At 48.5% G+C, this 21,576-nt stretch carries 21 protein-coding genes and 2 pseudogenes; 15 read left to right on the top strand and 8 right to left on the bottom strand.

Annotated features, from left to right (window positions below):
* Positions 1 to 103: 103 nt before the first annotated feature.
* Together KWJ01_RS11400 and KWJ01_RS11405 are read right to left on the bottom strand one after the other, a co-directional pair.
* On the bottom strand, positions 104 to 478 hold the full coding sequence (locus KWJ01_RS11400) for a hypothetical protein (RefSeq protein ID WP_224996575.1): 375 nt from the start codon (positions 476 to 478) through the stop codon (positions 104 to 106).
* Between the two features lie 6 nt (positions 479 to 484).
* Entirely contained in the window at positions 485 to 1,075 is a 591-nt protein-coding gene (locus tag KWJ01_RS11405; RefSeq protein ID WP_224996576.1) for an RNA polymerase sigma factor, read from the bottom strand.
* Between the two features lie 102 nt (positions 1,076 to 1,177).
* On the opposite strand from KWJ01_RS11405, the gene KWJ01_RS11410 reads away from it, so the two are divergent.
* On the top strand, positions 1,178 to 1,510 hold the full coding sequence (locus tag KWJ01_RS11410; protein WP_224996577.1) for a hypothetical protein: 333 nt from the start codon (positions 1,178 to 1,180) through the stop codon (positions 1,508 to 1,510).
* Positions 1,511 to 1,537: 27 nt separating this feature from the next.
* On the opposite strand, the gene KWJ01_RS11415 is transcribed toward KWJ01_RS11410, so the two are convergent.
* Positions 1,538 to 2,404 (bottom strand): alpha/beta fold hydrolase, encoded by an 867-nt coding sequence (locus KWJ01_RS11415; protein WP_224996578.1) that lies wholly within the window; start codon positions 2,402 to 2,404, stop codon positions 1,538 to 1,540.
* A 429-nt stretch (positions 2,405 to 2,833) separates the two neighbouring features.
* Here KWJ01_RS11415 and KWJ01_RS11420 point away from each other — a divergent pair.
* The 5 genes and pseudogenes from KWJ01_RS11420 to KWJ01_RS11440 all read left to right on the top strand — a co-directional run.
* Positions 2,834 to 2,989, top strand: a pseudogene (locus tag KWJ01_RS11420) (type II toxin-antitoxin system RelE/ParE family toxin); the annotation flags it as partial.
* Positions 2,989 to 3,204 (top strand): annotated as a pseudogene (locus KWJ01_RS11425) (HigA family addiction module antitoxin); the annotation flags it as partial. The pseudogenes KWJ01_RS11420 and KWJ01_RS11425, both read left to right, overlap by 1 nt.
* 287 nt (positions 3,205 to 3,491) lie before the next feature.
* On the top strand, positions 3,492 to 4,019 hold the full coding sequence (locus KWJ01_RS11430) for a GNAT family N-acetyltransferase (protein ID WP_224996579.1): 528 nt from the start codon (positions 3,492 to 3,494) through the stop codon (positions 4,017 to 4,019).
* Between the two features lie 25 nt (positions 4,020 to 4,044).
* Positions 4,045 to 4,626 carry a TIGR00730 family Rossman fold protein gene (locus KWJ01_RS11435; protein ID WP_224996580.1) on the top strand — a complete coding sequence of 194 codons (582 nt, stop codon included), beginning with the start codon at positions 4,045 to 4,047 and terminating at the stop codon, positions 4,624 to 4,626.
* A 66-nt stretch (positions 4,627 to 4,692) separates the two neighbouring features.
* Positions 4,693 to 5,424, top strand: a complete 732-nt coding sequence (locus KWJ01_RS11440) for a 3-keto-5-aminohexanoate cleavage protein (RefSeq protein WP_224996581.1) — start codon at positions 4,693 to 4,695, stop codon at positions 5,422 to 5,424.
* A 166-nt stretch (positions 5,425 to 5,590) separates the two neighbouring features.
* Here KWJ01_RS11440 and KWJ01_RS11445 read toward each other — a convergent pair whose 3' ends face one another.
* Positions 5,591 to 6,400 (bottom strand): hypothetical protein, encoded by an 810-nt coding sequence (locus KWJ01_RS11445; protein WP_224996582.1) that lies wholly within the window; start codon positions 6,398 to 6,400, stop codon positions 5,591 to 5,593.
* Positions 6,400 to 7,710: an LVIVD repeat-containing protein gene (locus KWJ01_RS11450; RefSeq protein ID WP_224996583.1), complete on the bottom strand. Its 1,311-nt coding sequence runs from the start codon at positions 7,708 to 7,710 to the stop codon at positions 6,400 to 6,402. The genes KWJ01_RS11445 and KWJ01_RS11450 overlap by 1 nt, the downstream gene beginning before the upstream one ends.
* Before the next feature lie 200 nt (positions 7,711 to 7,910).
* On the opposite strand from KWJ01_RS11450, the gene KWJ01_RS11455 reads away from it, so the two are divergent.
* The 4 genes from KWJ01_RS11455 to KWJ01_RS11470 all read left to right on the top strand — a co-directional run bounded on the left by KWJ01_RS11455 (position 7,911) and on the right by KWJ01_RS11470 (position 12,711).
* Positions 7,911 to 8,816: a penicillin-binding transpeptidase domain-containing protein gene (locus KWJ01_RS11455; RefSeq protein WP_224996584.1), complete on the top strand. Its 906-nt coding sequence runs from the start codon at positions 7,911 to 7,913 to the stop codon at positions 8,814 to 8,816.
* A 357-nt stretch (positions 8,817 to 9,173) separates the two neighbouring features.
* Positions 9,174 to 10,136, top strand: coding sequence for an aldo/keto reductase (locus KWJ01_RS11460; protein ID WP_224996585.1), 963 nt, complete (start codon positions 9,174 to 9,176; stop codon positions 10,134 to 10,136).
* Positions 10,133 to 10,981, top strand: a complete 849-nt coding sequence (locus KWJ01_RS11465; protein ID WP_224996586.1) for an MBL fold metallo-hydrolase — start codon at positions 10,133 to 10,135, stop codon at positions 10,979 to 10,981. Before KWJ01_RS11460 ends, KWJ01_RS11465 begins: the two co-directional genes overlap by 4 nt.
* A 170-nt stretch (positions 10,982 to 11,151) precedes the next feature.
* On the top strand, positions 11,152 to 12,711 hold the full coding sequence (locus KWJ01_RS11470; protein WP_224996587.1) for a serine hydrolase: 1,560 nt from the start codon (positions 11,152 to 11,154) through the stop codon (positions 12,709 to 12,711).
* A gap of 101 nt (positions 12,712 to 12,812) precedes the next feature.
* Here the strand turns inward: KWJ01_RS11470 and KWJ01_RS11475 are convergent, their stop codons facing one another.
* Together KWJ01_RS11475 and KWJ01_RS11480 are read right to left on the bottom strand one after the other, a co-directional pair.
* Positions 12,813 to 13,295 carry a DinB family protein gene (locus KWJ01_RS11475; RefSeq protein ID WP_224996588.1) on the bottom strand — a complete coding sequence of 161 codons (483 nt, stop codon included), beginning with the start codon at positions 13,293 to 13,295 and terminating at the stop codon, positions 12,813 to 12,815.
* Positions 13,296 to 13,308: 13 nt separating this feature from the next.
* A complete protein-coding gene (locus KWJ01_RS11480; RefSeq protein WP_224996589.1) occupies positions 13,309 to 14,211 on the bottom strand; it encodes a class I SAM-dependent methyltransferase in 903 nt (300 codons plus the stop codon).
* A 378-nt stretch (positions 14,212 to 14,589) separates the two neighbouring features.
* Here KWJ01_RS11480 and KWJ01_RS11485 point away from each other — a divergent pair, with 378 nt between their 5' ends.
* On the top strand, positions 14,590 to 15,975 hold the full coding sequence (locus KWJ01_RS11485) for a GAF domain-containing protein (protein WP_224996590.1): 1,386 nt from the start codon (positions 14,590 to 14,592) through the stop codon (positions 15,973 to 15,975).
* Between the two features lie 196 nt (positions 15,976 to 16,171).
* Here the strand turns inward: KWJ01_RS11485 and KWJ01_RS11490 are convergent, their stop codons facing one another.
* The gene (locus KWJ01_RS11490; protein WP_224996591.1) at positions 16,172 to 16,672 is read right to left on the bottom strand and encodes a DUF4293 domain-containing protein; all 501 of its coding nucleotides are present in this window, start codon (positions 16,670 to 16,672) and stop codon (positions 16,172 to 16,174) included.
* Between the two features lie 78 nt (positions 16,673 to 16,750).
* On the opposite strand from KWJ01_RS11490, the gene KWJ01_RS11495 reads away from it, so the two are divergent.
* From KWJ01_RS11495 to KWJ01_RS11510, 4 genes are all read left to right on the top strand, one after another.
* Entirely contained in the window at positions 16,751 to 17,947 is a 1,197-nt protein-coding gene (locus KWJ01_RS11495) for an acetyl-CoA C-acyltransferase (protein WP_224996592.1), read from the top strand.
* 92 nt (positions 17,948 to 18,039) lie between these two features.
* The gene (gene truA, locus KWJ01_RS11500; RefSeq protein WP_224996593.1) at positions 18,040 to 18,792 is read left to right on the top strand and encodes a tRNA pseudouridine(38-40) synthase TruA; all 753 of its coding nucleotides are present in this window, start codon (positions 18,040 to 18,042) and stop codon (positions 18,790 to 18,792) included.
* 236 nt (positions 18,793 to 19,028) lie between these two features.
* Complete coding sequence (locus KWJ01_RS11505; RefSeq protein ID WP_224996594.1) at positions 19,029 to 20,798, top strand: ABC transporter ATP-binding protein; 1,770 nt, start codon at positions 19,029 to 19,031, stop codon at positions 20,796 to 20,798.
* 201 nt (positions 20,799 to 20,999) lie between these two features.
* Complete coding sequence (locus KWJ01_RS11510) at positions 21,000 to 21,557, top strand: hypothetical protein (protein WP_224996595.1); 558 nt, start codon at positions 21,000 to 21,002, stop codon at positions 21,555 to 21,557.
* Positions 21,558 to 21,576 lie beyond the last annotated feature (19 nt).

Consider the following 21,576-nt stretch of genomic DNA (forward strand, 5'->3'; position numbering starts at 1 on the left):
TTGCACCAACCCATCAGTCTAAAGGTTTGAAAATTTCAATATTAAATTGACGCAGGATTGTTGGCAGAAGGGGCTGTTGCCTCAGAAAATGCCTCTAGCTTGCTTATTTTGAGCTTAGCTTTTCAAAATATTTTTTTAACAGGGTGTTGAAAAAAAACAGCAGCCAAAAAGCCGCGAGCGAAACCAGCCATGTTGTAGCGGCGCCCGGGTCAATGTTAAAAGGCCGGGGAGTAGTTTCGCTGCTGAAGGTGTAGCCCTGGTCAAGCATAAAGCTCATCAGCAGCACAGGCACAGCTGTAAGGGTATAGGCCAGCACAAACCAGGCAAGCAGCCGTATGTTCAGGAGCGGAGCCTTTGCCTGCTTCCGGGCTTCGGCAATCTTGTTCACCCTGTTCATAATGGCCAGTTCCAGCTCAGGCGATGCTTCCGGAGTACCGCCTCTTTTTAATATTTCTTTCAGGTGTTTATCTGCTTGCATGGCTAATCAGATTAGGGAGTGAACATCTTTTTTCAGGATTTGCTGCAGGCTTGCGAGCAGTTTTTTGCGGCCCCGGTGCAGCAGCACTTTAATGTTGGAGGCCGAGTAATGGGTTAGGGCCTCCACCTCGCTCACAGAAAATTCCTGGAGGTAGAAAAGGGTGATACAAACCCGCTCATCTTCGTTTAGGGCAAGCATGGCCTGCTGAATAAACTTTTTTTGCTCAGAGAGCATATAGCTGGCCAGCTGGCCGTCGAGCTGGGGTGATAGCGCCTCCTCGTGCAGTTGCTCTTCAATTGTAACCAGGGGCAGTTTTTTCTTTTTGCCCTTGTTAATGGCGGTGGTGAGCACAATCCGGTAAAGCCAGGTAGAAAATTTAGCATCACCCTTAAAAGTACTGAGCTTCAGGTAGGCTTTTACAAAAGCATCCTGTACGGCTTCTTCGGCATCCTCATGGTTGAGCAGAATGTTGTAGGCCAGGGTGAGCGACAAATCTTTATAGCGGCTCACAATGCTGCTATAGGCAGCAACTTCGCCAGCCAGTACCTTCCGGATCTGTATGTTGATGTCGGGCTCACTCATTACTGCTTTTGACAAGGCGGGTTGAAAAGAGGTTACAACAAAAAATAAGAATTTATTTTGTAACCACCAGCGGGCCAGGGCCTGTCAAAGTATGTGAACATGTAAAACTAAAACGTTATGGAAAACACATTTTTTAGCTCCACCCTATTTTTTCTGATCGTAGTACTGGTGCTGGCCACTATTTTCGGAATATTCTACCTCTACTTTACTACCCGCAACCGGGAGCGCATGGCACTCATTGAGCAGGGTTTAGATCCTAACCTGGCCAACAGCGATTTTTGGGTAATAGTAGCCCTTATTGCCGTGGGCATGGCAGGCGGGCTCATCATAGCGGATCTGATGCCGGGCGGCTACGGTCCACTCATGGGCTTTATTGTGGCCGGTATAAACATTGTGGTCTACCATTTTTATAAGCTGGCAAGGCGAAAAAAAGATATGGAAGAGCGTTGAATTGTGGAATGAGAGTACTGCCAGGGTCTAATCGTTGCTCTTGCAGTCACTGATAAACTCCAGGATAAGCCTGTTAACCAGTTCTGCTTTTTCGTGCTGCACCCAGTGGGTGGCATCGGGAATCATCTCCAGTCTTCCACTTTCACACATCTCTATGCTGGGTTGTGCCATTTCGTGGCTTAGAAACTGATCCTGCTTTCCCCAGATTAGCAGGGTTGGCAGCTGTATCTTCTGGTTTTTCTTTAAAGTACCGGATAATGCAGCACGGTACCAGTTGATCATAGCCGTGAGGGCTCCGCGCTGTCGCCAGGCCTGTTTATAGCGCAGCATGTCGTCGCTGCTAAAGGTGCCTGGTTTTGAAGTGCGTATCATGCTCCGTTCCAGCAGGCGATAGTTGCGCATGCTAAGCAGCTTTTCGGGCAGAAAAGGTATTTGAAAGAAACCGACATATGAGCTTTTAAGCCACTGTTTAGGCCTGCTTTTCAGAAAATTGCGCATTACCTGTGGATGAGGAAGGTTCAGCACAATGAGCTTTTGCAGCAGCTGTGGGTAATGGATTGCTACAGACCAGGCAACGGCGCCGCCCCAGTCGTGCCCTACCAGGTTTACCTTTTGATGTGGCAGCAGCCTGATGAGCTCGGCAATATCGCTGGTAAGTTGCTTCATGCGGTAGGCCTTTTTCCCTGCAGGTTTACTGCTTAGGTGATAGCCCCGCTGGTTAGGTGCTATTACCCGGTAGCCCAGTTTTGCGAAAAAATCTATCTGATGCCGCCATCCCCAGAAGAACTCGGGAAAGCCATGCAGAAAGAGCAGGACTTCCCCATCAGCTGGTCCGGCCTCTACCACATGCAGCTTAATGCCATTTAGCTGGTAATATTGAATTTCAAATGCCATATCTAACTTTCTACGGAAGCAGCCCGCTTTGGTATAGCACTAGCCGTGGCTGAGAATAAAGTTTTAATGTAGCGCATGCAAAGGTAGTGTTTGTTCCATTCCTCTATCCTGTAACCCGAACGATCACAGAGGGAGCCACCATCGAACGTGAAGCAGACCTTTTTTGACTGTGCATTTGCTGCCAGAGATGCAACAACTGATATAATGAAAAGAAAAGATCTGAAAATTGGCTTTTTAAGGAGCATGTGGTGTATTTAAAACTTACAGCTAAGCCTGCGTTTTATTTTTTATATCGATGTGTGAAGTGGCTCGAGTAGTAACTAATGGCTTATGCGCTACTGTTCTGTTGCTGTAGTTATGTTGCGTAAATGGGGTTGCTATCATGGGACAATCTACTTGTCTTTAGCGTTACTATCGCGTTGCGTAACTATGATCAAATCTTTTGGAGAAAAGGAAACAGAGAAAATATGGAATGGAGAGAGGTCAAAAAAGTTTCCTAACGAGATCCAACAGATAAGCAGACGTAAATTAAGGAAGCTTAACAACTCACAGGATCTTCAGGACTTGAGAATACCACCATCGAATCTAAAGAGACCTTTATTCCGCAGACCCGGATTAGTGAAATCATCAAAGGAAGAAGAAGAGTAACCGCTGACACAGCACTTCGACCAAGCAAGTTCTTTGGCACCTCAGCTAAATTTTGGCTGGGCCTGCAGGATGATTATGATCTGGAAGAAGAACTACTACAGAGGAAATCAGCACTTAACAGCATTAAACCAATAGAATATAACGCAGCATAACAACAGAATAAAGCAAATGCCCCCAAGCTTTCAGCCATTGACAATGCAGGTAGCGAGCCTTGCGTCCTTTCAGTAAAAGCCAGTGAATGGGTGCCTGCTTTATTCAATGGACGATGCTATGTAAGTAATATAGGGGAGAACCGAATTCCTGAAACAGCAGAAGCTCCGATGATATTTTAGCACTGGAATACAAGTTAATTTAAAGTTCAGGATTTCATTATAGCCATCACTGCTTTACTTAATGGAGCTTCTGTGCTACCTTGAAGCATTGGAGCTATCAGAATCAAATGGATAATATTCGAATAGAAAAAGTGACACAGGCAGAACTTGAAGAACTGCAGACTATCGCTGTGCAAACTTTTCATGAAACTTTCGCAGAGCGTAATACAGAAGAGGATATGAAAATGTATTTATCTGAAAGTTTCAGCCTGGAAAAGCTAACGAGTGAGTTTAATAATGCAGCATCGGAATTCTACTTTGCCAGGCATAACAAGAAAACAATCGGATACCTGAAACTCAACTTTGGATCAGCGCAAACAGATTTAACAGATGCTAATGCGGTTGAAATAGAGCGGATTTATGTTTTGCAGGCCTACCATGGAAAAAAGGTGGGGCAGGTTTTGTACGACAAAGCTTTAGAAATAGCCAGGCAAAGAAAAGCTGAGTACCTGTGGCTGGGCGTTTGGGAGGAAAACCCCAGGGCAATTGCTTTCTATAAGAAAAATGGCTTTGTAGCATTCGATAAGCATATTTTTAAGCTGGGCAACGATGAGCAGACGGACATCCTGATGCGGCTTAAGTTAAAAATAGACTGAAGCGGATATATAGCTACATTACAGCATGAAAAGAATAACTGTTTTTTGCGGTTCGAGCTTTGGTACAGAAAAAGTCTTTGAAGAACAGGCTTTTTTACTGGGGCAGTATTTAGCCAAAAAGGGGATCGGGCTTGTTTATGGCGGGGCGAAAGTAGGCTTGATGGGGGCTGTAGCAGACGGAGCATTAAGTGTGGGTGGAGAAGTAACAGGAGTGCTGCCCAACTTTTTGAAAAGCAAAGAAATTGCGCATGCAGAGCTGTCGGAATTAATACTGGTGGAAACCATGCATGAGCGGAAAATGAAGATGCACGAGCTCTCCAGTGGTATTATTGCCCTCCCAGGTGGCTTTGGAACCCTGGAAGAATTGTTTGAAATGACAACCTGGGCACAGCTGGGGCTGCACCAAAAGCCTATAGGATTATTAAATGTCAGTGGATTTTACGACCCGCTCCTGGAAATGACTCAGAACATGGTCGCAAAAGGATTCCTCAAAGACGTAAACCACAAGATGCTCCTGGTAAGTGCTGAAATAGAAGACCTGATACACCAGATGGAGCACTACAAAGCGCCTGAAGTTCCTAAATGGATTACCAGGGAAAAGACCTGATAAAGCAACCATGTACACAGCAGGTATGACTGTGTTTTGTGTACTTAATGATAGCACCAGCAACATATGATTCAGGCAGCATTGAACGGAAACAGAAGCGAAGCATGGGTGCCAAAATCTACAGTAGCGATTGTGCAGGCTGCGGTTTCTTCTGTTCTGGAGGGTGCCGGCAGTATTCATTTTCATGTAAGAGATGAGTATGGCGCAGAAACCCTGGCAGCAAAGTGGGTCGATGAGCAGCTTGCTGCGCTGAAATCACAGCTCCCTCACATACCACTGGGCATAAGCACCGGTGCATGGATTGAGCCTGATCTGGAAAAGAGGCTTGCGCAGCTACAAAGCTGGACACAACTGCCCCACTTTGTATCTGTTAATTTCGATGAGCCGGGCTGCCACGAACTTGCCAGGCTTGTATCAGCAAAAGGCATCCGGATAGAAGCCGGACTTAGCAATAAAGAAGCAGCCCTAAATTTTTTAAATACGGGGCTGCAGGCTAATTGTATCAGAATCCTGCTTGAGCCCGGGGAGCAGACCTTGGGTGCAGCCATTAGTACAGTAGAGAGCATGGAAGCCCTGCTCCGACAATCAGGAAACAGCCTGCCTATGTTGCTGCACGGCTTCGATAGTACCTGCTGGCCTTTACTTGCCCTGGCCTTTGAGCGTGGGTATGAAACCAGAATAGGCTTTGAAGATACGCTTGTGTTACCAGATGGCACAAAGGCAAATACGAACGCCGATCTGTTAAAAGCGGCAAAGGCTGTAGAAGGGGGCCATCTGAAAGCAGGTCATCATAAATAGGGTGCCAGGCCGGTAGCAACTAACTGGCACTTGCTTATTATCAGTCTACTTTAGCGCCTCGATAGTGACTTTAGAATTACCTGGTAAAAAAAACGGCTGCAGTTTTATAACACAGCAGCCGCCAAATAACCAGGGTTTCACTTGTAAATGTAGGAGCAAAGGCTGTTTACAGCATAAAGCCAACGGTAAAAGCCACCCGCCTGATAAGCCTTTCCTCCTTTATGTCCATTGTCTTTGCCCTGATGGGTTGTTCACCGCTTTCAATAAATTGATAGTAATACACTTCTGAATGTACTTCCATTTGCTGCAGCTTATAACCAAGCGTAAAGCTGAGGGCCGATCTGGCAAAGTTGAGCTGGTAGCCTATGCCTGCCTGCCCCATCAGCCCTCCTTTAACGCGCATCTCCAGAAAATCATTGTTTACACCTTTGTTCTGCCAGCCGGCGCTATAGCCCAAGTCGCTAAAAGCATATAGGCTCAGCTTATCATTTTTAACATACAGCCTGGGCTGAAGATATATGGGCAGTACCGAAGCCTGCTCAAACCTGTCATAGTTTACCCCAAGCCCCAAAGCAAAAAGCTTATTAAAGCGATAGCCATTCACCATGCCCAGGCTTTTGCCGGTTTCATCCTCCCCAAACGAAAGGCCCGCAAAGCTATGGTGGTAAAACCCCTGCTGCTTTCCATAGGCACCCCTAATGCCTGCATTCCTAAAACTATTCTCCAGCTTCTGTCCATTCAGTTGCTCCTGCTTTACTTTCCTGATATCGGAGGAGTCAATTTGCACAAAGGTTTTTTCTGATAAGTAGAGGTAGAGATTACCGCCTGACCAGCGTTCGGAGATCTGGCCGTTGAGTACATCACCATTCATGAGCACTACCCTGGCTTTGTACCTGTAATCCTGTGCAGATGCAGGAGTACACAGGGCAAAAAAAGCCAGGCTAAAGAAAGCTGCAATCCTAAAGTATGTTTGCATCAGTTGATGGGTTTTGTTCTTTCTATGGTAAGGCGGCTAAGTAGCTTCAGATCGGTAGGATCGCTGTAATCATACTGGTACAAGCCCTCACGGCCAATCATGATCAGCACATCCTGGTAGGGAATTACATCATAGGCATCTATGCCTGTTTCATGATCGAGTAAACTGGTGTTCACCTTATAAATATCTGATACATCATATACCTTCAGGCCATGCTCGCCCTCGCAAATAAACAGGAGCCCATCTTCATAGGCCAGGCCATAGGGGCTTTGCATGGGGTGAGATACCAGCAGCTCCGGTGCCTCAAGGTTCTTGATGTTGATAATATCGAGCTGGTTAACTACTCCACGGCAGGTGGTGCCGCCTCTTAGTGTTACATAAGCCAGCGTATCGTGTACCACCACCGGGTCGCAGCTTACCACGTGGCTAAAGGTAGAGCGCCTCCTGGGTGCTTGCGGATTCTGCAGGCTAAAAATGTGCATGCCATTCTGTGCTCCTATAAACAGGTTGCCGTTGTATGGAAATACTGTTTCAATGCCCCAGCCAATCTGTACCGTAGTTCCCTGCGTAGGTGTTTCGGGGTTTTGTATGTTAAAGGTGTAAAGATTGCTGTTATCGATAGTATAAAGGTAGTCTCCTGCAATGGTGAATCTTGCCATAGATCCGCCAATGCCTGTGGTACTTTGTGTTGGAGCTGTGGATGAGCGGGGTAGGGAAGAAGCATCCATTGCAGCATAAAACACGCCACCGTAGGGAAAGTAGTAGGGGAAATTTCCGTTGAAGTCACCAGAGGATACCTCGATTTTTTCACGCTCTTCCCAATCGGTAACAATGCCCCTTTGCGGATCGTAGGTGCCTGCGGTCATTGCATTTGCAAAAATGTTCTCCGTCCGGCTGGTAATGCTGATGTTGTGGATATCGCGAATATCCAGCACCAGCAAATCCATGTAACTGTCTATATATAAAGCCCCGTCTTTTGCCGCCATATCAAAATTGCCCGGAATGCTGATAAACTTGATGTTCATGGGGTTTGCTTTGTCGGTATTGTTTACCACATGGATGCCTTCTCCCGGTTCGTTGATGAACAGGTAGTCGCCATAGATGTAGATCTTACCCGGATCATGAAGTATCCTGGGAGTTTCTTCCACGGCAAAAGAAGCCCTAATTTCTTCAGGGCTTGTGTAAACAGGTTCATAAACCGTGTAAACGCGGGTGTACTCTACCTTGTCGTCGCAGGCTGTTATACAAAATGCTAGCAGGGCCAGAAGGAGGCTCCAGGGCCTGATGCCGGGAAAGTAAATATTATTCATAGAAGCGGGGCTTTTTTGAGTGTGTGATAAAATATATCCTCTATATCTGGAGTGACAGGAGCTTTTAACAAAAGGTTGGTTCTGCTTTGCCGGAATTTTGTTTTTCCGCTATAAATTTTTCATCAGTATCTCCCTAATCAGGGGCAGGGCGCTTATTTTCGCAGCTGCCACTTCTTGTTACCCGGGGCCAGATAATTTTTATGATAGACAGAACCTGCCTTTTACTTTGCCTACTGGCTTTTTTTGCACAATGCACCTCCAGTGTTCAGCAGCCACCACCCCCAGCCCAGCCTACAGCATCTTTTGATGATGCAGTATCTGCTGATGCACCCGGTGCTGCCGATTCCCTTATTGTCAGGGAAGATCTTTCAAAACATCTAAAAGCATGTAACGAGCACCTGGAAGGTAGTATCACCATTTACGACCAGCAAAGGGGCAAATGGATTATAAGCGACTCTGCTGAAATCTACAGGGAGGCGCTGCCGGCATCTACCTTTAAGATCATTAACCTGCTGATTGCTTTAGAGGAGGGCCTGGTCAGGGATGAAAATGAAGTGATGATCTGGACGGGCGAAACAGATACCACCCTATACGGCAACCGGCCCGAGATCAGCAGAGACCTTACGGTTAAGGAAGCTTTTGAGCTATCGGCAGTATGGGTATTTCTTGATCTGGCAAAAAAGATAGGGAAAGACCGCTATGCCTATTACCTGAAGGCCACTGGGTACGGCAACGGGAACTTAGAGCAGGAGGGCGAAGATTTCTGGAACTTCGGTTCCTTTGGTGTAAGTCCGCTTGAGCAGGTTCAGTTTCTGCGAAATGTGTATGAGGGGAAGAGCCCTTTTTCCAAGCGCAGCACCGATATCTTAAAAAAGGTAATGCTAACCGAAGAAACAGCTGACTACAAAATAAGGGCAAAAACCGGCTGGACCCGGGAGGGAGGTATGAATTTAGGCTGGTGGGTAGGCTATGCCGAAACAGAGCAGGGTGTTTACTTTTTTGCCACCAGGCTTTACCAGGACCGAAAATTTAACAGCCCCAGCTTTGGCCCCTGCCGCAAAGATGTTACCAGGGCTATGTTAAGAGAGCTGGAGATAATCCGGTAATACGTTCTGATTCGTACATCCATAAACGAAGCTTTATTTGTTTGATGTACGCCGTTTGTTTAAGCGCTACTATCACTGTTGTAGGCTGCACCAGGTGGTGTGGGCTGGAAAGAAAGCCACCATGCCAGGGTAGCCTGTAGCTGGTTCATCAGGCTGCCAATGTTACTCCCTTATATTGCTTTAGCTATCTGCTGCTCATGTAAAGATAAACCATGAGGGTGTAGTCCTGTTTCTTTGTTGAAACCTTAATTGTAAAGCAAGCAAGTGCATCATTACGGCTGTTCTCACATCAGTGCTTTTGAGCTGTAAGCAGGTTAATGCAGCAGTGCTTTACTTAAATCTAAAGCAGATAATAAAATGGAAAAAAGGCAATTAGGAAATACGGCACTCTACACGGCTCCCATTGTTTTTGGGTGTAATGTGTTGGGCTGGACCCTGGATGAAAAAGAATCTTTCAACATACTGGATGAGTTTTTTGACTCCGGTTTTAACACCATCGATACAGCAGATGCTTATTCCCGCTGGGCCCAGGGAAACAAAGGGGGCGAGTCTGAAGCAATTATTGGTAAATGGATGAAAGAACATGCCAGGCGGGAACAAGTGACTCTTATCACAAAAGTGGGCTCTGATATGGGCCAGGGCCACAAAGATATTTCAGCAAAGCATATCCTCAAGGCTGCAGATGATTCGTTAAAAAGGCTGCAAACCGATCACATCGATCTTTACCTTACTCATTGGGATGATGACAGAACCCCTGTGGAAGAAACCCTGGGCGCATATCAAAAGCTGATTGAGGCAGGAAAAGTACGTTACATTGGTGCCTCCAACCTCTCACCCCAGCGGCTTAAGGCTTCGCTGGAGGCCAGTAAAAGAGATGGACTTCCGCGCTATGAGGTGTTTCAGCCCGGTTATAACCTCTACGACCGCCGGGATTTTGAAGAGGGTATTGCCTCCCTTTGCAAAGACGAAGGCCTGGGCGTGATCACCTATTATTCCCTGGCAAGCGGCTTTTTAAGTGGTAAGTACCGCAGTGAAGACGATCTTGACAAGAGCGTTCGTGGTGGTGGCGTAAAGAAGTACCTCGATGAAAGAGGAAAGCGAGTACTGGCTGCGCTCGATGCTTTAGCGGAACAGCATAAAGTTTCGCAGGCAGCTGTTGCCCTGGCATGGCTTATAAACAATCCACGGGTAACGGCACCCATAGCCAGTGCCACCAAAAGCAGGCATTTGCAGGCCTTTACAGAAGCTGCCGGGCTGGAGCTAAGTAAAGCAGATATGGAGCAGCTGGAAAAAGCGTCTGCATATGGTGTAAAGGCATGAAGAGAAAGAGTCTTGTTCTGATTTACATGGTGCTTACCGGGCTGTTATGCTGGCCGGTGGGTGCTTTTTCACAAGGCTACAGCACCATCAAAGCACAGGAAGATCTCTATTTTGTAGGCGACCGCACCTTCTCCTGCTTTTATATTACCGATGCCGGCGTTATTGTGATAGACCCCCTGGATTCTGCCCATGCTGCAGCCACCATGAGTGCCATCAGGCAGCTTACAGATAAGCCGGTGCGCTATGTTTTCTATAGCCACAACCACTGGGATCACATCAGCGGAGGTAAAATATTTAAAGACCAGGGTGCTAAGTTTATAAGCCACGAGGAGGCTAAAAAAGAAATCTCCCCCAATCCTGCCGTAATTATGCCAGATAGTACCTGGCGTGGAAATAAGGCACTGTTCAAAACCGGGGGCAAAAGCCTGGAGCTCTACTACTTTGGCCGCAACCATGGCAATGGCATGACCGTTTTCCGCTTTCCGGAATACAATGCAGTTTTTATTATAGACCTGGTGGTGCCAGACCGGGTGCTGTACGCCTACCTGCCCGATGCTTCACCTAAAGACTGGGTGGAAGACCTTAAAAAAATACAGGCGCTGCCCTTCAATACAGTATACATGGCCCACGAACGAGCCATTGGCAACCGCAACGATGTTACCCTGGTTCAAAACTATTTCGATGCTCTTTATGCTGCCGTGGAAAAAGAATTAAGCAGTAATACCCCCTTCTTTGAGATTCCACAAAGGGTAAAGCTGCCCCAATATCAGCACCTGAAAAACTACGATGAGTGGCTGCACATGAATGTATGGCGCATACTCATGGAAAAGTCTATAGGCAAATAAGCCGGATAAAACTGCCCGGAGGTGCCCCTTTGGGCCTAAACTGAAAGCTGCTGCTGGCCCTGCAGCGCTTTGTTAGTCTCCCGGCAAACTATTATCTTTCATCGCCAGCCTGCTGCAAATCCTGTAGCGCTGGCCCTCTTACTAATATGAAATCGGACTTAACGATCAGTATGAAGAAATCAGCACTTTTTTTAATTCCCATCCTGCTCTTTTGCCAGGTTCTGTATGCGCAGACCAAGCCCGCCAGGCTAGATCTTAAAAAGCTGGATAAGTACTACGAGCAGGTGGTGCAGGACTGGGAAATCCCCGGCATGACCGTAGGCATTGTACAGGATGGTAAGCTTGTTTTCAGCAAAGGCTATGGTGTTAAAGAAGCAGGCAAGTCAGAAAGGCCTGATGGCAACACACTCTATGCCATTGCCTCTAATTCAAAAGCATTTACCTCGGCCATTATCGCCATGCTGGTGCAGGAGGGCAAACTCTCCTGGAACGATAAGGTGCAGCAACACCTGCCTTATTTTGAGCTTTATGATCCCTACATCAGCCAGCAGGTAACCATTCGCGATCTGCTTAGCCACCGCGTGGGGCTGGGTACTTTCAGCGGAGACTTTATCTGGTACAAGTCAGAACTTTCTGCCGAAGAAATGATCAAAAGAGTGAAATACCTGCCCCAGTCGTACGATTTCAGGGCGGGCTTTGGCTACTCCAACTTAATGTACATTACCGCAGGAGAGATCATAGCAAAAGTAACAGGCAAAAGCTGGGGCGAGAATGTAAGGGAACGGATACTGGAGCCGCTGGGTATGGACCGCACCATTACCAGTATTTCCGGGCTGGAAGAAAAGGGAAACTACGCAATTCCACATGCCATGCCCGATGGCAAAACCAACGTACCCATCTCCTGGGTAGACTGGGAAACAGTAGGCGCCACAGGGGGCATTATCTCCAGTGTGAATGATGTTGCCAAATGGATGATCTTTAACCTGAATCATGGCATCTGGCAGGGAGACACCCTGCTTACCAAAGCATCCAGAAACCTGATCTGGACCCCACATAATAATTTTACTGTAGACCATACCACCATGTATAACTTCAACCAGAATTTCCATGCTTACGGGCTTGGCTGGTTTATGAATGATTATCATGGAAACCTTCGGGTATGGCATACCGGTGGCTACGATGGCATGATTACCGCAGTAACCCTCCTGCCCGATAATAATGCTGGTGTAGTGGTACTAACCAACGGGCCTAAGAGCCCTATCGGAGCTGTTACCAATCAAACCCTGGATGCGCTGCTGGGCATTAAAGGAAAAGACTGGTCGGCAGATATGCTGCCCAGGACCAACAAACGCCTGCAGGCAGATACCCGAATCGAAGACATTAAAAAGAAGCGTATAGCCAACACAAAACCTTCGCTGCCGCTGCAGGCCTATACCGGCACCTATCATGCTGATATTTACGGAAACATAGTGGTGCGACAGGAAAATGGTGAGCTCAAGCTGGCGTTTGAGCATTCGCCGGATTTATCGGCAAGCCTTTCGCACTGGCATTACGATGTGTGGGAGATCAAGTGGGACCAGCCGCATGCCTGGTTTACCTTTGGTACTCTTAAATTCACTACTGATAATAACATGGAAGTTAGCGGGCTGGAATTTGAAGTGCCCAACGACGATATCTTTTTTGAAGAGCTGAAGCCCAAAAAGGTAAAAACCGAAGTGGCGCAACAGTAAGTGTGCAAAGCTGATCAGGCCTGTCATCTATAGCCTCCGTGCTGCCGGTGACAGGCCTTTTTTGTTCCTTAGGGTATGGGCAGTTTTACAAAATGCTCCATCTACCCATGCAGGCCCAGCAGCCGGAGCACCACCAGCAGCTGGCCGTTGTGGTAAGCATTATGTTCTATAATGAGCATGGCCTCGCGCAGCAGCGTTTGCCCCGAGCCGAAAGAGAACGGCTCAAACAGATCGTTGGCGGGATTAAGCAAATACTGGCAAAACTCATCCCTTTCCCGAAAGTAATCTTCTTTTAGCTGCTGCCACGCCTCCGGGCTTTGTGGTGCCTTTTCCTGTGGCCAGTAGCCTTCCGGCCATTTTGGTGATTCGTACTCCGGATCCTGCGAAAACTGTATGATGTCGTGCTGTGCCAGGCGCATGTGGTAAAACAGCTGGTAGAAAGAATAAGGAAGGCCATTGGGCACCGAACCCAGCTGCTGGTACTCAATTTTATTTACGGCTTCATCTACCGTCATAAACGCTTCACCACCTTTCAGGTGTTTTACCAGCTGCTCCCTTAGCTTTTTGTCAGCGTGCTTATCCATAACTGTTTAGTTTTTATTCGCTTTGTTTAACCCCTGATATCAGGTACATAATAGCGCCACCGGCAGAGTGGTACTCTTTATCTTCTATGGCTTCCTGCATACGGTTGCCGCTGCTGCCATAATGAGCCCGGTAGTCCTCATAAAACTGGAGGTACTCCTCACCAAAGGCCCTGAAAAAGTCATAATCGCTGTACTGGGTGCCCTGCCAGGCGCTGCCACTGCTCCACTGCTTCAGGGCTGCCTGCTGCTCCTGTGTATTGTAGGGTGGGTACATGGGAATGGCTTTGTCCGATAAGCGCACCTCTATGTCCTGCAGGCCGGCTTCGGCCATCATGCCGGGCACCAGGTCACCAACGGAATTATCGCCCTGGCCCAGCCGCTTTTTGCCGCGCTCGCAAATCAGGGCATATTTTACATGGTCCAGTACCTCCTCTATATCGTCGGTGGCAGAGAGTGAGTTTTTAATGAGTGTCTGCACCAGGTTGTTGGGCTCGGCACAAAGTAAAGTACCGCCCGGCTTCAGTACGCGTTTCATTTCGGCAATGGCCCTTTTAGGGTTGGGTACATGAATGAGCAGGGTCTGGCAGGTAACCATATCGAAGCTGTTATCAGCAAAAGGCAGGGCCTGCGCATTGCCCTCCACTGCCTCAAAGGCTGCCTGGTGGTAGTGAAAGTAGGCGCGGATTTCAGGGTCTTCGGCTGCCCATTTAGTATCATTGTCAATACCGGTAACATAAGCGGGCTTTGCCAGGTACGGCACCAGCAGCTTGCTCCAGTGGCACTGGCCGCAGCCAACATCCAGCAGGCTGTGGTGCTGCGCCAGGTTCAGGCGTTTGGCCATCAGGTTCAGAAAACCCTTGTTCCACCAGAAATTGCGGTACTCGCCAAAATAATTCTCTGAATGCCCCTGCGCCATTGTTAGTATCCTCGTGTCTGTTTATTTGTTCAATGCTGCTATAAAGGTACGAAAGCAAGCGTGCTGTGGTTAGATTACCGGCCCTGGTACTGGAAAATGTTTAAGGGATTTGCCCTGGAGTAGGCGCTTACGGCTGCTTATGACCTGCCGTATCAGGTAGTTTGCTTTTTAAACCAGTATCCATTAAATCCGGCGGGAGGCAAGGCGTGTAGCACTATAGTAAGGCCAGCTGGAGCTGCTCCATAAAAGAGGGTATATGGTATTTTATTTTTCTGCTAAATCTTACCCGGGCATGTATATTCCTGAACATCTATGCATTTAGCAATAGAATGGGTGGTTACTTTGGTGGTCTTTAGTGTAAAAAATCAAGACAGTCTGATGAATATAACTTTTGATAAGTTTTGGAAAATGGGTGTTAAGCCCGAAATGCCCCAGTACCTGAAAAATAAGGTGCAGACCAGCAACATTGTGTGTGTTTCCCTGATGTTTATTGCGCTGGTTTACTGGGTGGTAAGTGTGGTTTTTCATCCAGAGCTGACTTTCATTCCCCTGATAGGAGTGTTCGTTATTTTGGGTGCCGGGGCACTGAATTTCTTTGGCGCTATCACCTTCAGCAGGTTTATATTGAGCACCGTACCCACGGCACTGGCAATATTGTACCAGGCCTACCTGGTGAAAGCGGATGGGGAACCCCTGGTAGGAACCATGTTACTGGCCCTTAGCTTTTCTGCCATTTCTTTCATTTTATTTGATTTGCGCGAAGGCAGCCATGTGTACCTTCCATCTGTAGTATGTTTTTTGCTTATTGCCTGTTTTCCTTACCTGCGCAATGTGCTGGAGCTGCCTATAGATGATACACTGTACAGAAGCGGAATTCTGTACCACATGACAGTGGCCATAGCATTTGCACTTAACTTTGTAAATGTGGTAGTACTGGCCTATGTGAATTTACTTTCCGACAAGCAATCCGAAGTTTTATTATCAAAAGCAGAGGAGCAGCGTCTGGAGATGCAGCACAAGGAAGAGGAACTGCATAAAAACCTTGAGGAACTGCAGAAAGCGCAGGAGGAAGAGCGCAGGCGAGCATGGGCTTCGGAAGGATTTTCGCGTTTTGGAGCCGTTTTGCGCAGGCATGATGGAGAGCAGCACTTATATGACACCCTGTTGGCATCATTGATCAAATACATTGGCGTAAACCAGGGCGGGCTGTACCTGGCAGAGGGCGAGGGGAAGGAAGTGCAGCTGGTTTTGCGCAGCGCCTATGCCTACGACCGTAAAAAATACCGTAACCACCAGGTTGCTCCCGGGCAAGGCCTGCTGGGGCAGTGTTACCTGGAGCGTGACTATACCTACCTTACTAAAATTCCGCAGAATTATGTATCTATCACCTCAGGCCTGGGCGATGCAACGCCATCAGCACTTTTGCTGGTGCCCCTCTTATATGAGGAGGAAGTGATGGGCGTGCTGGAACTGGCTTCCTTTAAGCCCTTTCCGCCACACGTTATAGATTTCCTGATGAAGCTGGGCAATGATATTGCCGCAACCGTGCATGCTAACAGGATCAACAGCTTAACACAGCAGTTGCTGGAGCAGGCACAGGAGCAGACTGAAATGATGCGTGCCCAGGAAGAAGAAATGCGGCAGAACATGGAGGAGCTCAATGCCACCCAGGAAGAGCTGCAGCGTAAAGAACGCGAGTACATGCGACAGATCGCAGAGCTGGAAGAACGTATGCAGACCCAGTCAGTGCCGAGGTTTAATTAGGGCATCGGGTATGAGGCATCAGGTACTAAGCATGAGGCATCGGTAGCTACAGCCGACTGATCAGTATCAACTAACCTATTAAGTGCATCTTATTAATAAAAAAAGAAGCAGCCCATCAGCTGCTTCTTTTTTTTCTACGATCTATCGATGATTGTCTATCATCTAACTTCTATCTTCTTGCTTCTACTTTAAACCCCTACCTGAACCTGTCGGCGGAGCGAACGAGCAGCTCGTCGCGGCGGATAAAGCGGTTTGCCAGCAGGTTGAATACAAGGGCTACCGCTGGTAGCCAGAAGCCAGTCATGTAGTGGCCTTCGCCCTCGGCATTCGTAATCAGTTTATCGCCCTGGAAGGTGGCGATGGTGCAGGCAATCAGGGTACCACCAATAAGCAGCGCATTAAGCGCTCCTAACTTAATCTGCAGCAGGCGGTTGCGGTACTGGAAAATAGCAAACAGCGCTACCACTACAGAAAGGCCGGCCAGCAGGGCAATATACCAGAGGCTGCTGGTGGAAAGTACTTCTGTTTGTACAGCAGTATCGGTACCGGTAAAGGTGTAGTGGGTAAGCTGGTAGGCATCTACCTGCACAGCCTGGCTTTGGGCTAAGCTAATTTTTTCCCATACCGGAAAACCAAACATAAGGCCCATGCACAGGGCCGTGAGGAGTAGAAATATGGTTTGAACCCGTTGTATCATCTTTTGTATCTGGTTAACTTGCGCGAAGGTAATCCTTTTTTAGGATAAAGGAAACCGGCTAAAAACCACTTTTTAAACATGGAAAGCGCATTTGTTCTAGATATTATCCGTACACCGGTAGGCAAATTCGGAGGAGCTTTATCCACTGTTCGCCCCGACGACCTGGCCGCAGACGTAATTCAGAAGCTGCTGGAGCGTAATAAAAACTTGCCCAAAGCGGTACTGGAAGAGGTAATATTGGGTGCAGCCAACCAGGCCGGCGAAGATAACCGCAACGTTGCCCGCATGGCAGCACTCATGGCAGGTTTGCCTGTTGAGGTGTGCGGCGTAACGGTTAACCGCCTGTGCGCTTCCGGCCTGCAATCAATCATTGATGCATCACGCGCTCTGAAGCTGGGTGATGGTGCAGCGTATGTGGCAGGCGGCGTAGAAAGCATGACACGCGCGCCCTTTGTACTTAGTAAGGCCGATGCTGCCTGGGGCCGCAGCCAGGAGCTGTACGATACCACCATTGGCTGGCGCTTTACAAACCCCAGGCTTTCTGAAGAGTACCACCCCTTTACCATGGGCGAAACAGCCGAGAACGTAGCCGAACGCTGGGGCATCAGCCGCGAAGAGCAGGATAGCTTTGCGCACGAAAGCCAGCGGAAGTGGAAAGAAGCCCATGAAGCCGGCAAGTTCAGGGCGGAAATTGTGCCGGTTGAGGTGCCCCAGCCAAAAAATACCAGCCTTACGTTTGATACAGATGAACACCCGCGCTTCTCCAGTCCGGAGAAGCTGGCAACGCTGAAGCCTGCCTTTAAGGCAGGGGGTACCGTTACGGCAGGCAACGCCTCTGGCATTAACGATGGTGCTGCTGCTGCACTGCTGGTGAATGAAGCCACACTGAAGCAACATAACCTAAAACCGATGGCCAGGGTAGTATCAGCAGCCGTAGCTGGAGTAGACCCTGCCCATATGGGTATCGGCCCGGTGCCGGCAACCCAAAAAGCCCTGAAGCGTGCGGGCTTAAGCATCAAAGACATCGGGCTGGTAGAGCTGAATGAGGCATTTGCCGCACAGGCCCTGGCCTGCATGCGCGATCTGGAGCTAGATCCTAAAATTGTAAATGTGAACGGCGGCTCCATTGCCATTGGTCACCCGCTGGGCGCCAGCGGTACCCGCATCTCTGCCACGCTGCTGCACGAAATGAAACGCCGCAACACCCGCTACGGCCTTGCCACCATGTGCGTAGGTGTAGGCCAGGGCGCTGCCGTTATTTTTGAACTGGTTTAAACTTGTATATGGTATATTGTATATTGACAGGAGCCTGCAATACAAGCTGTACCATATACTCAATACCCACTACTCAATACTAAAACACCCTTTTGAGATACTTTCTTGACATAGCCTATAACGGAGCCCGCTACCATGGGTGGCAGTTGCAGAATAATGCACACACCCTGCAGGCCGAAGTGGAGGAGGGCCTGGGCAAGCTTTTCCGGCAGCCCATACGCATTACGGGCAGCGGCCGCACCGATACTGGCGTACATGCCCTACAGCAGCTGCTACACTTTGATGTTGAGCAGGAGCTGGAACCGGCGCTGGAGGAGTGGCTTTACAAGATCAATGCTGTACTGCCTCCTGATATTTGGGCCAAAAGCCTGCGCGCAGTCAAGCCCGAGGTGCACGCCCGCTACAGCGCTTTAAGCCGCCGCTATGAGTACCACATCTGCCGGCATAAAGATCCCTTCAGACAAAAGCAGGTTTATTACTTTCACAGGCCGCTCGATGTGGAGAAAATGAACGAGGCTGCCGCCCTAATGCTGCAGTGGGAAGATTTTGAGTGTTTCAGTAAGATACACACCAACGTAAAACACTTTCGCTGCCATGTGTGGGAGGCCCGTTGGGTAGATAGGGGGGGAGAGAATCTGGTCTTCTATGTGGCGGCAAACCGCTTTTTGCGCAACATGGTAAGGGCGATTGTGGGTACCCTGCTGCAGGTAGGCCAGGGGCGCATGTCGGTGCTGGAGTTCCAGGAGGTACTGGAGAGCCGCGATCGCAGCAAAGCCGGACGCTCTGCCCCCGCCGATGGCCTGTTCCTGGTAGAAGTAAAATACCCCGAGGATATTTATTTGTAGTTAAACAGCAAAATCTATTTGCGGTTGCCGGCACTCCAAAACAGGTTAAGACGTTATAGCTAACGTTACAAGCTAATGAACTGGCGTTGTTAGCTTATGCTGCAGCATATCTTTGTGCCTCCTCCGGGCTAACCTTATCCCGGAAAAGAGTAACTTGCAGCAATTGTTCTGCACTCAATGTTGGAACATATAATATTTTTTGGAGTATGTGTTAGTACTATACTTTTGACGTACGCATGGCAGAAGGCGATATTAAAAGTGGAAATATAATGGACTGGAAGGTGCTGCGGAGGCTTTTTGGCTTTGCGCGCCCTTATATAGGCAGGTTTTGGGTGCTGGTTTTTCTAACCATAGCCATGGCTGTGCTGGCGCCTTTGCGCCCATGGCTTATTCAAAAAGCAATAGACAACAACATAGCAGTAGGCGATTTTGCCGGCCTGCAGTATATGATGCTGCTCCTGGTTGGGCTGCTGCTGCTGCAATCGGTGGTGCAGTACTTTCATACCTACATGAGCGACTGGCTGGGGCAGTTTATTATTCGTGATATCCGCACCTCCCTTTACCGGCACCTGCTAAGCCTGCGCCTTAAGTTTTACGATCGTACTCCTATTGGCCGGCTGGTAACCCGCAGTGTATCCGATATAGAAACGCTGGCCTCTGTTTTTAGCGAAGGGGTAGCTGCCATTGTAGGTGACCTGCTGCAGCTGTTCTTCATCATTGGCTTTATGCTGTACACCGACTGGCGCTTAACACTTGTGTGCCTCTCCACCCTGCCGCTGCTGCTCATCAGTACCTATGTATTTAAGGAGAAGATTAAAGTAACCTTCAATGATGTGCGTAATGCCGTGGCTAACCTCAACTCCTTCGTGCAGGAGCACATCACGGGCATGAGCATTGTGCAGATCTTCGGAAGCGAAAAGCGTGAGTACGAAAAGTTCAAGGATATTAACAGGGAGCACCGCCGCGCCAACCTGCGTTCGGTTCTCTACTACAGCATTTATTTTCCGGTGGCAGAGGTTATTCAGGCCATGGGCATTGGTTTGCTGGTGTGGTATGGCGCCAGGCAGGTAATCCATGCCGAAATTGCCCTTGGGGTACTGGTAGCCTTTATCCTTTACATCCAGATGTTCTTCCGCCCCATCCGCCAGATTGCCGACCGCTTTAATACCCTGCAAATGGGGGTAGTAAGCTCAGAGCGGATCATGAACCTGCTGGATAGCAAAGAACACCTTTCCGACACCGGAAGTTATATACCGGAGCAACTGCAGGGTGCTGTAGATTTTAAAGGCGTGTGGTTTGCCTATAACGAGCCGGAATGGGTGCTGAAAGATGTTAGCTTCAGCGCTAAGCCAGGTGAGATGATAGCACTGGTAGGCGCAACAGGAGCAGGTAAGTCGTCTATCATCAACCTGCTGAACCGTTTCTACGAGTATCAGCGGGGCGAGATCTGTATCGATGGAAGAGACATCCGGGAGTTTGACCTGGCCAGCCTGCGCCAGAGCATAGGCGTAGTACTGCAGGATGTGTTCCTGTTTTCAGATACCATCGACAATAACATTTCCCTCAACAATCCTGATATTAGCCTGGAGCGGATGAAAGAAGCCGCACGTCTGGTGGGCGCCGATAAATTTATTGAGCGCCTTCCCGGTGGTTTTGAATACAATGTAATGGAGCGTGGGGCTACTCTTTCTGTTGGGCAGCGGCAGCTGATTTCCTTTGTACGGGCATTGGTGTATGATCCACGCATCATCATACTGGATGAGGCCACCTCTTCGGTAGATACCGAAACCGAAGAAATGATACAGGCAGCCATTGATAAACTTATGAAAGGCCGCACCTCCCTTGTAATCGCCCACCGCCTTAGCACCATCCAGAAGGCAGATAAGATCATTGTGCTCGATCAGGGGGAGATTAAAGAAGAAGGCACCCACGAAGAACTGCTGGCCAAAGGCGGCTGGTATGCCCAGCTCTACCGCATGCAGTATAAAGAAGTGGTAGGTAGTTAATGTGCTGATCGGGAGGTTGGTAATTTAACCACAGCAGGTAAATAATTCAGTAGTCCATAACTGATTTAAGATATAAGATACCTTTTTCTGCAGAAGCTGAATATCTTTGTTGCTATTCGTTTTACTTCTGTCTGTCACTTGCAGGCCTACTCCAGATGATTTCATGTGGCTCTGTAATTAGCTCATTAGCATATTAAACCCATGTCCTTTCGCAAGATCCTTTTCATCGTTATTCCATCAGTTCTGCTGGTGTCTGCAATCATTTACTGGCTGTTGGGTGGTTTTAAAAGTCCTCAGGTAGAAGTGGTAGCGGTAGAGGGAGGCTATACACTGGTGGGCAAGCATTACCTGGGCACCCTGAAGCATCCTGCCCTGCAGGATATACTGGATGAAGTGGGTCAGCGCTGGGAGAGTGGTCAGTTGCCAGGTGTGCTGACAGTTGCGGTGCTTAAAGAACCTGTTACAGATAAAGATACGGTAGAACAGTTCATAGGCGTGCTGCTGCCCGCTACAGAACAGCTGAAAGAACTACCGGAGGGCTACGAGATAATGGAGGTAGAGGCGCAAAGAGCAATTAGAGTGAGCCTTGATGCACATTCATCGGTTTGGCCCACGCCCGACAAACTCCGGCAGCGGGCAGAAGAACATGCCAGGGAAAATGGCTTAGCCATACAGCCTCACATTCTGCTGGAGAAATACTATGGCCCCGGCCACCTGGAAGTAGAACTGCCCCTGGAGCCTGCAACTTCCGTTCGCTGATTTTTTATTGAGTCTGCCT

Origin of the sequence: Cesiribacter sp. SM1, from assembly GCF_020178975.1 — a bacterium.
Classification (GTDB): Bacteria; Bacteroidota; Bacteroidia; order Cytophagales; family Cyclobacteriaceae; genus Cesiribacter.

Coding starts and splice junctions, on each gene's coding strand:
- KWJ01_RS11400 (WP_224996575.1), bottom strand. CDS start 478: ATGCAAGCAGATAAACACCTGAAAGAAATATTAAAAAGAGGCGGTACT.
- KWJ01_RS11410 (WP_224996577.1), top strand. CDS start 1,178: ATGGAAAACACATTTTTTAGCTCCACCCTATTTTTTCTGATCGTAGTA.
- KWJ01_RS11415 (WP_224996578.1), bottom strand. CDS start 2,404: ATGGCATTTGAAATTCAATATTACCAGCTAAATGGCATTAAGCTGCAT.
- KWJ01_RS11430 (WP_224996579.1), top strand. CDS start 3,492: ATGGATAATATTCGAATAGAAAAAGTGACACAGGCAGAACTTGAAGAA.
- KWJ01_RS11435 (WP_224996580.1), top strand. CDS start 4,045: ATGAAAAGAATAACTGTTTTTTGCGGTTCGAGCTTTGGTACAGAAAAA.
- KWJ01_RS11440 (WP_224996581.1), top strand. CDS start 4,693: ATGATTCAGGCAGCATTGAACGGAAACAGAAGCGAAGCATGGGTGCCA.
- KWJ01_RS11445 (WP_224996582.1), bottom strand. CDS start 6,400: ATGCAAACATACTTTAGGATTGCAGCTTTCTTTAGCCTGGCTTTTTTT.
- KWJ01_RS11450 (WP_224996583.1), bottom strand. CDS start 7,710: ATGAATAATATTTACTTTCCCGGCATCAGGCCCTGGAGCCTCCTTCTG.
- KWJ01_RS11455 (WP_224996584.1), top strand. CDS start 7,911: ATGATAGACAGAACCTGCCTTTTACTTTGCCTACTGGCTTTTTTTGCA.
- KWJ01_RS11460 (WP_224996585.1), top strand. CDS start 9,174: ATGGAAAAAAGGCAATTAGGAAATACGGCACTCTACACGGCTCCCATT.
- KWJ01_RS11465 (WP_224996586.1), top strand. CDS start 10,133: ATGAAGAGAAAGAGTCTTGTTCTGATTTACATGGTGCTTACCGGGCTG.
- KWJ01_RS11470 (WP_224996587.1), top strand. CDS start 11,152: ATGAAGAAATCAGCACTTTTTTTAATTCCCATCCTGCTCTTTTGCCAG.
- KWJ01_RS11475 (WP_224996588.1), bottom strand. CDS start 13,295: ATGGATAAGCACGCTGACAAAAAGCTAAGGGAGCAGCTGGTAAAACAC.
- KWJ01_RS11480 (WP_224996589.1), bottom strand. CDS start 14,211: ATGGCGCAGGGGCATTCAGAGAATTATTTTGGCGAGTACCGCAATTTC.
- KWJ01_RS11485 (WP_224996590.1), top strand. CDS start 14,590: ATGAATATAACTTTTGATAAGTTTTGGAAAATGGGTGTTAAGCCCGAA.
- KWJ01_RS11490 (WP_224996591.1), bottom strand. CDS start 16,672: ATGATACAACGGGTTCAAACCATATTTCTACTCCTCACGGCCCTGTGC.
- KWJ01_RS11495 (WP_224996592.1), top strand. CDS start 16,751: ATGGAAAGCGCATTTGTTCTAGATATTATCCGTACACCGGTAGGCAAA.
- KWJ01_RS11505 (WP_224996594.1), top strand. CDS start 19,029: ATGGCAGAAGGCGATATTAAAAGTGGAAATATAATGGACTGGAAGGTG.
- KWJ01_RS11510 (WP_224996595.1), top strand. CDS start 21,000: ATGTCCTTTCGCAAGATCCTTTTCATCGTTATTCCATCAGTTCTGCTG.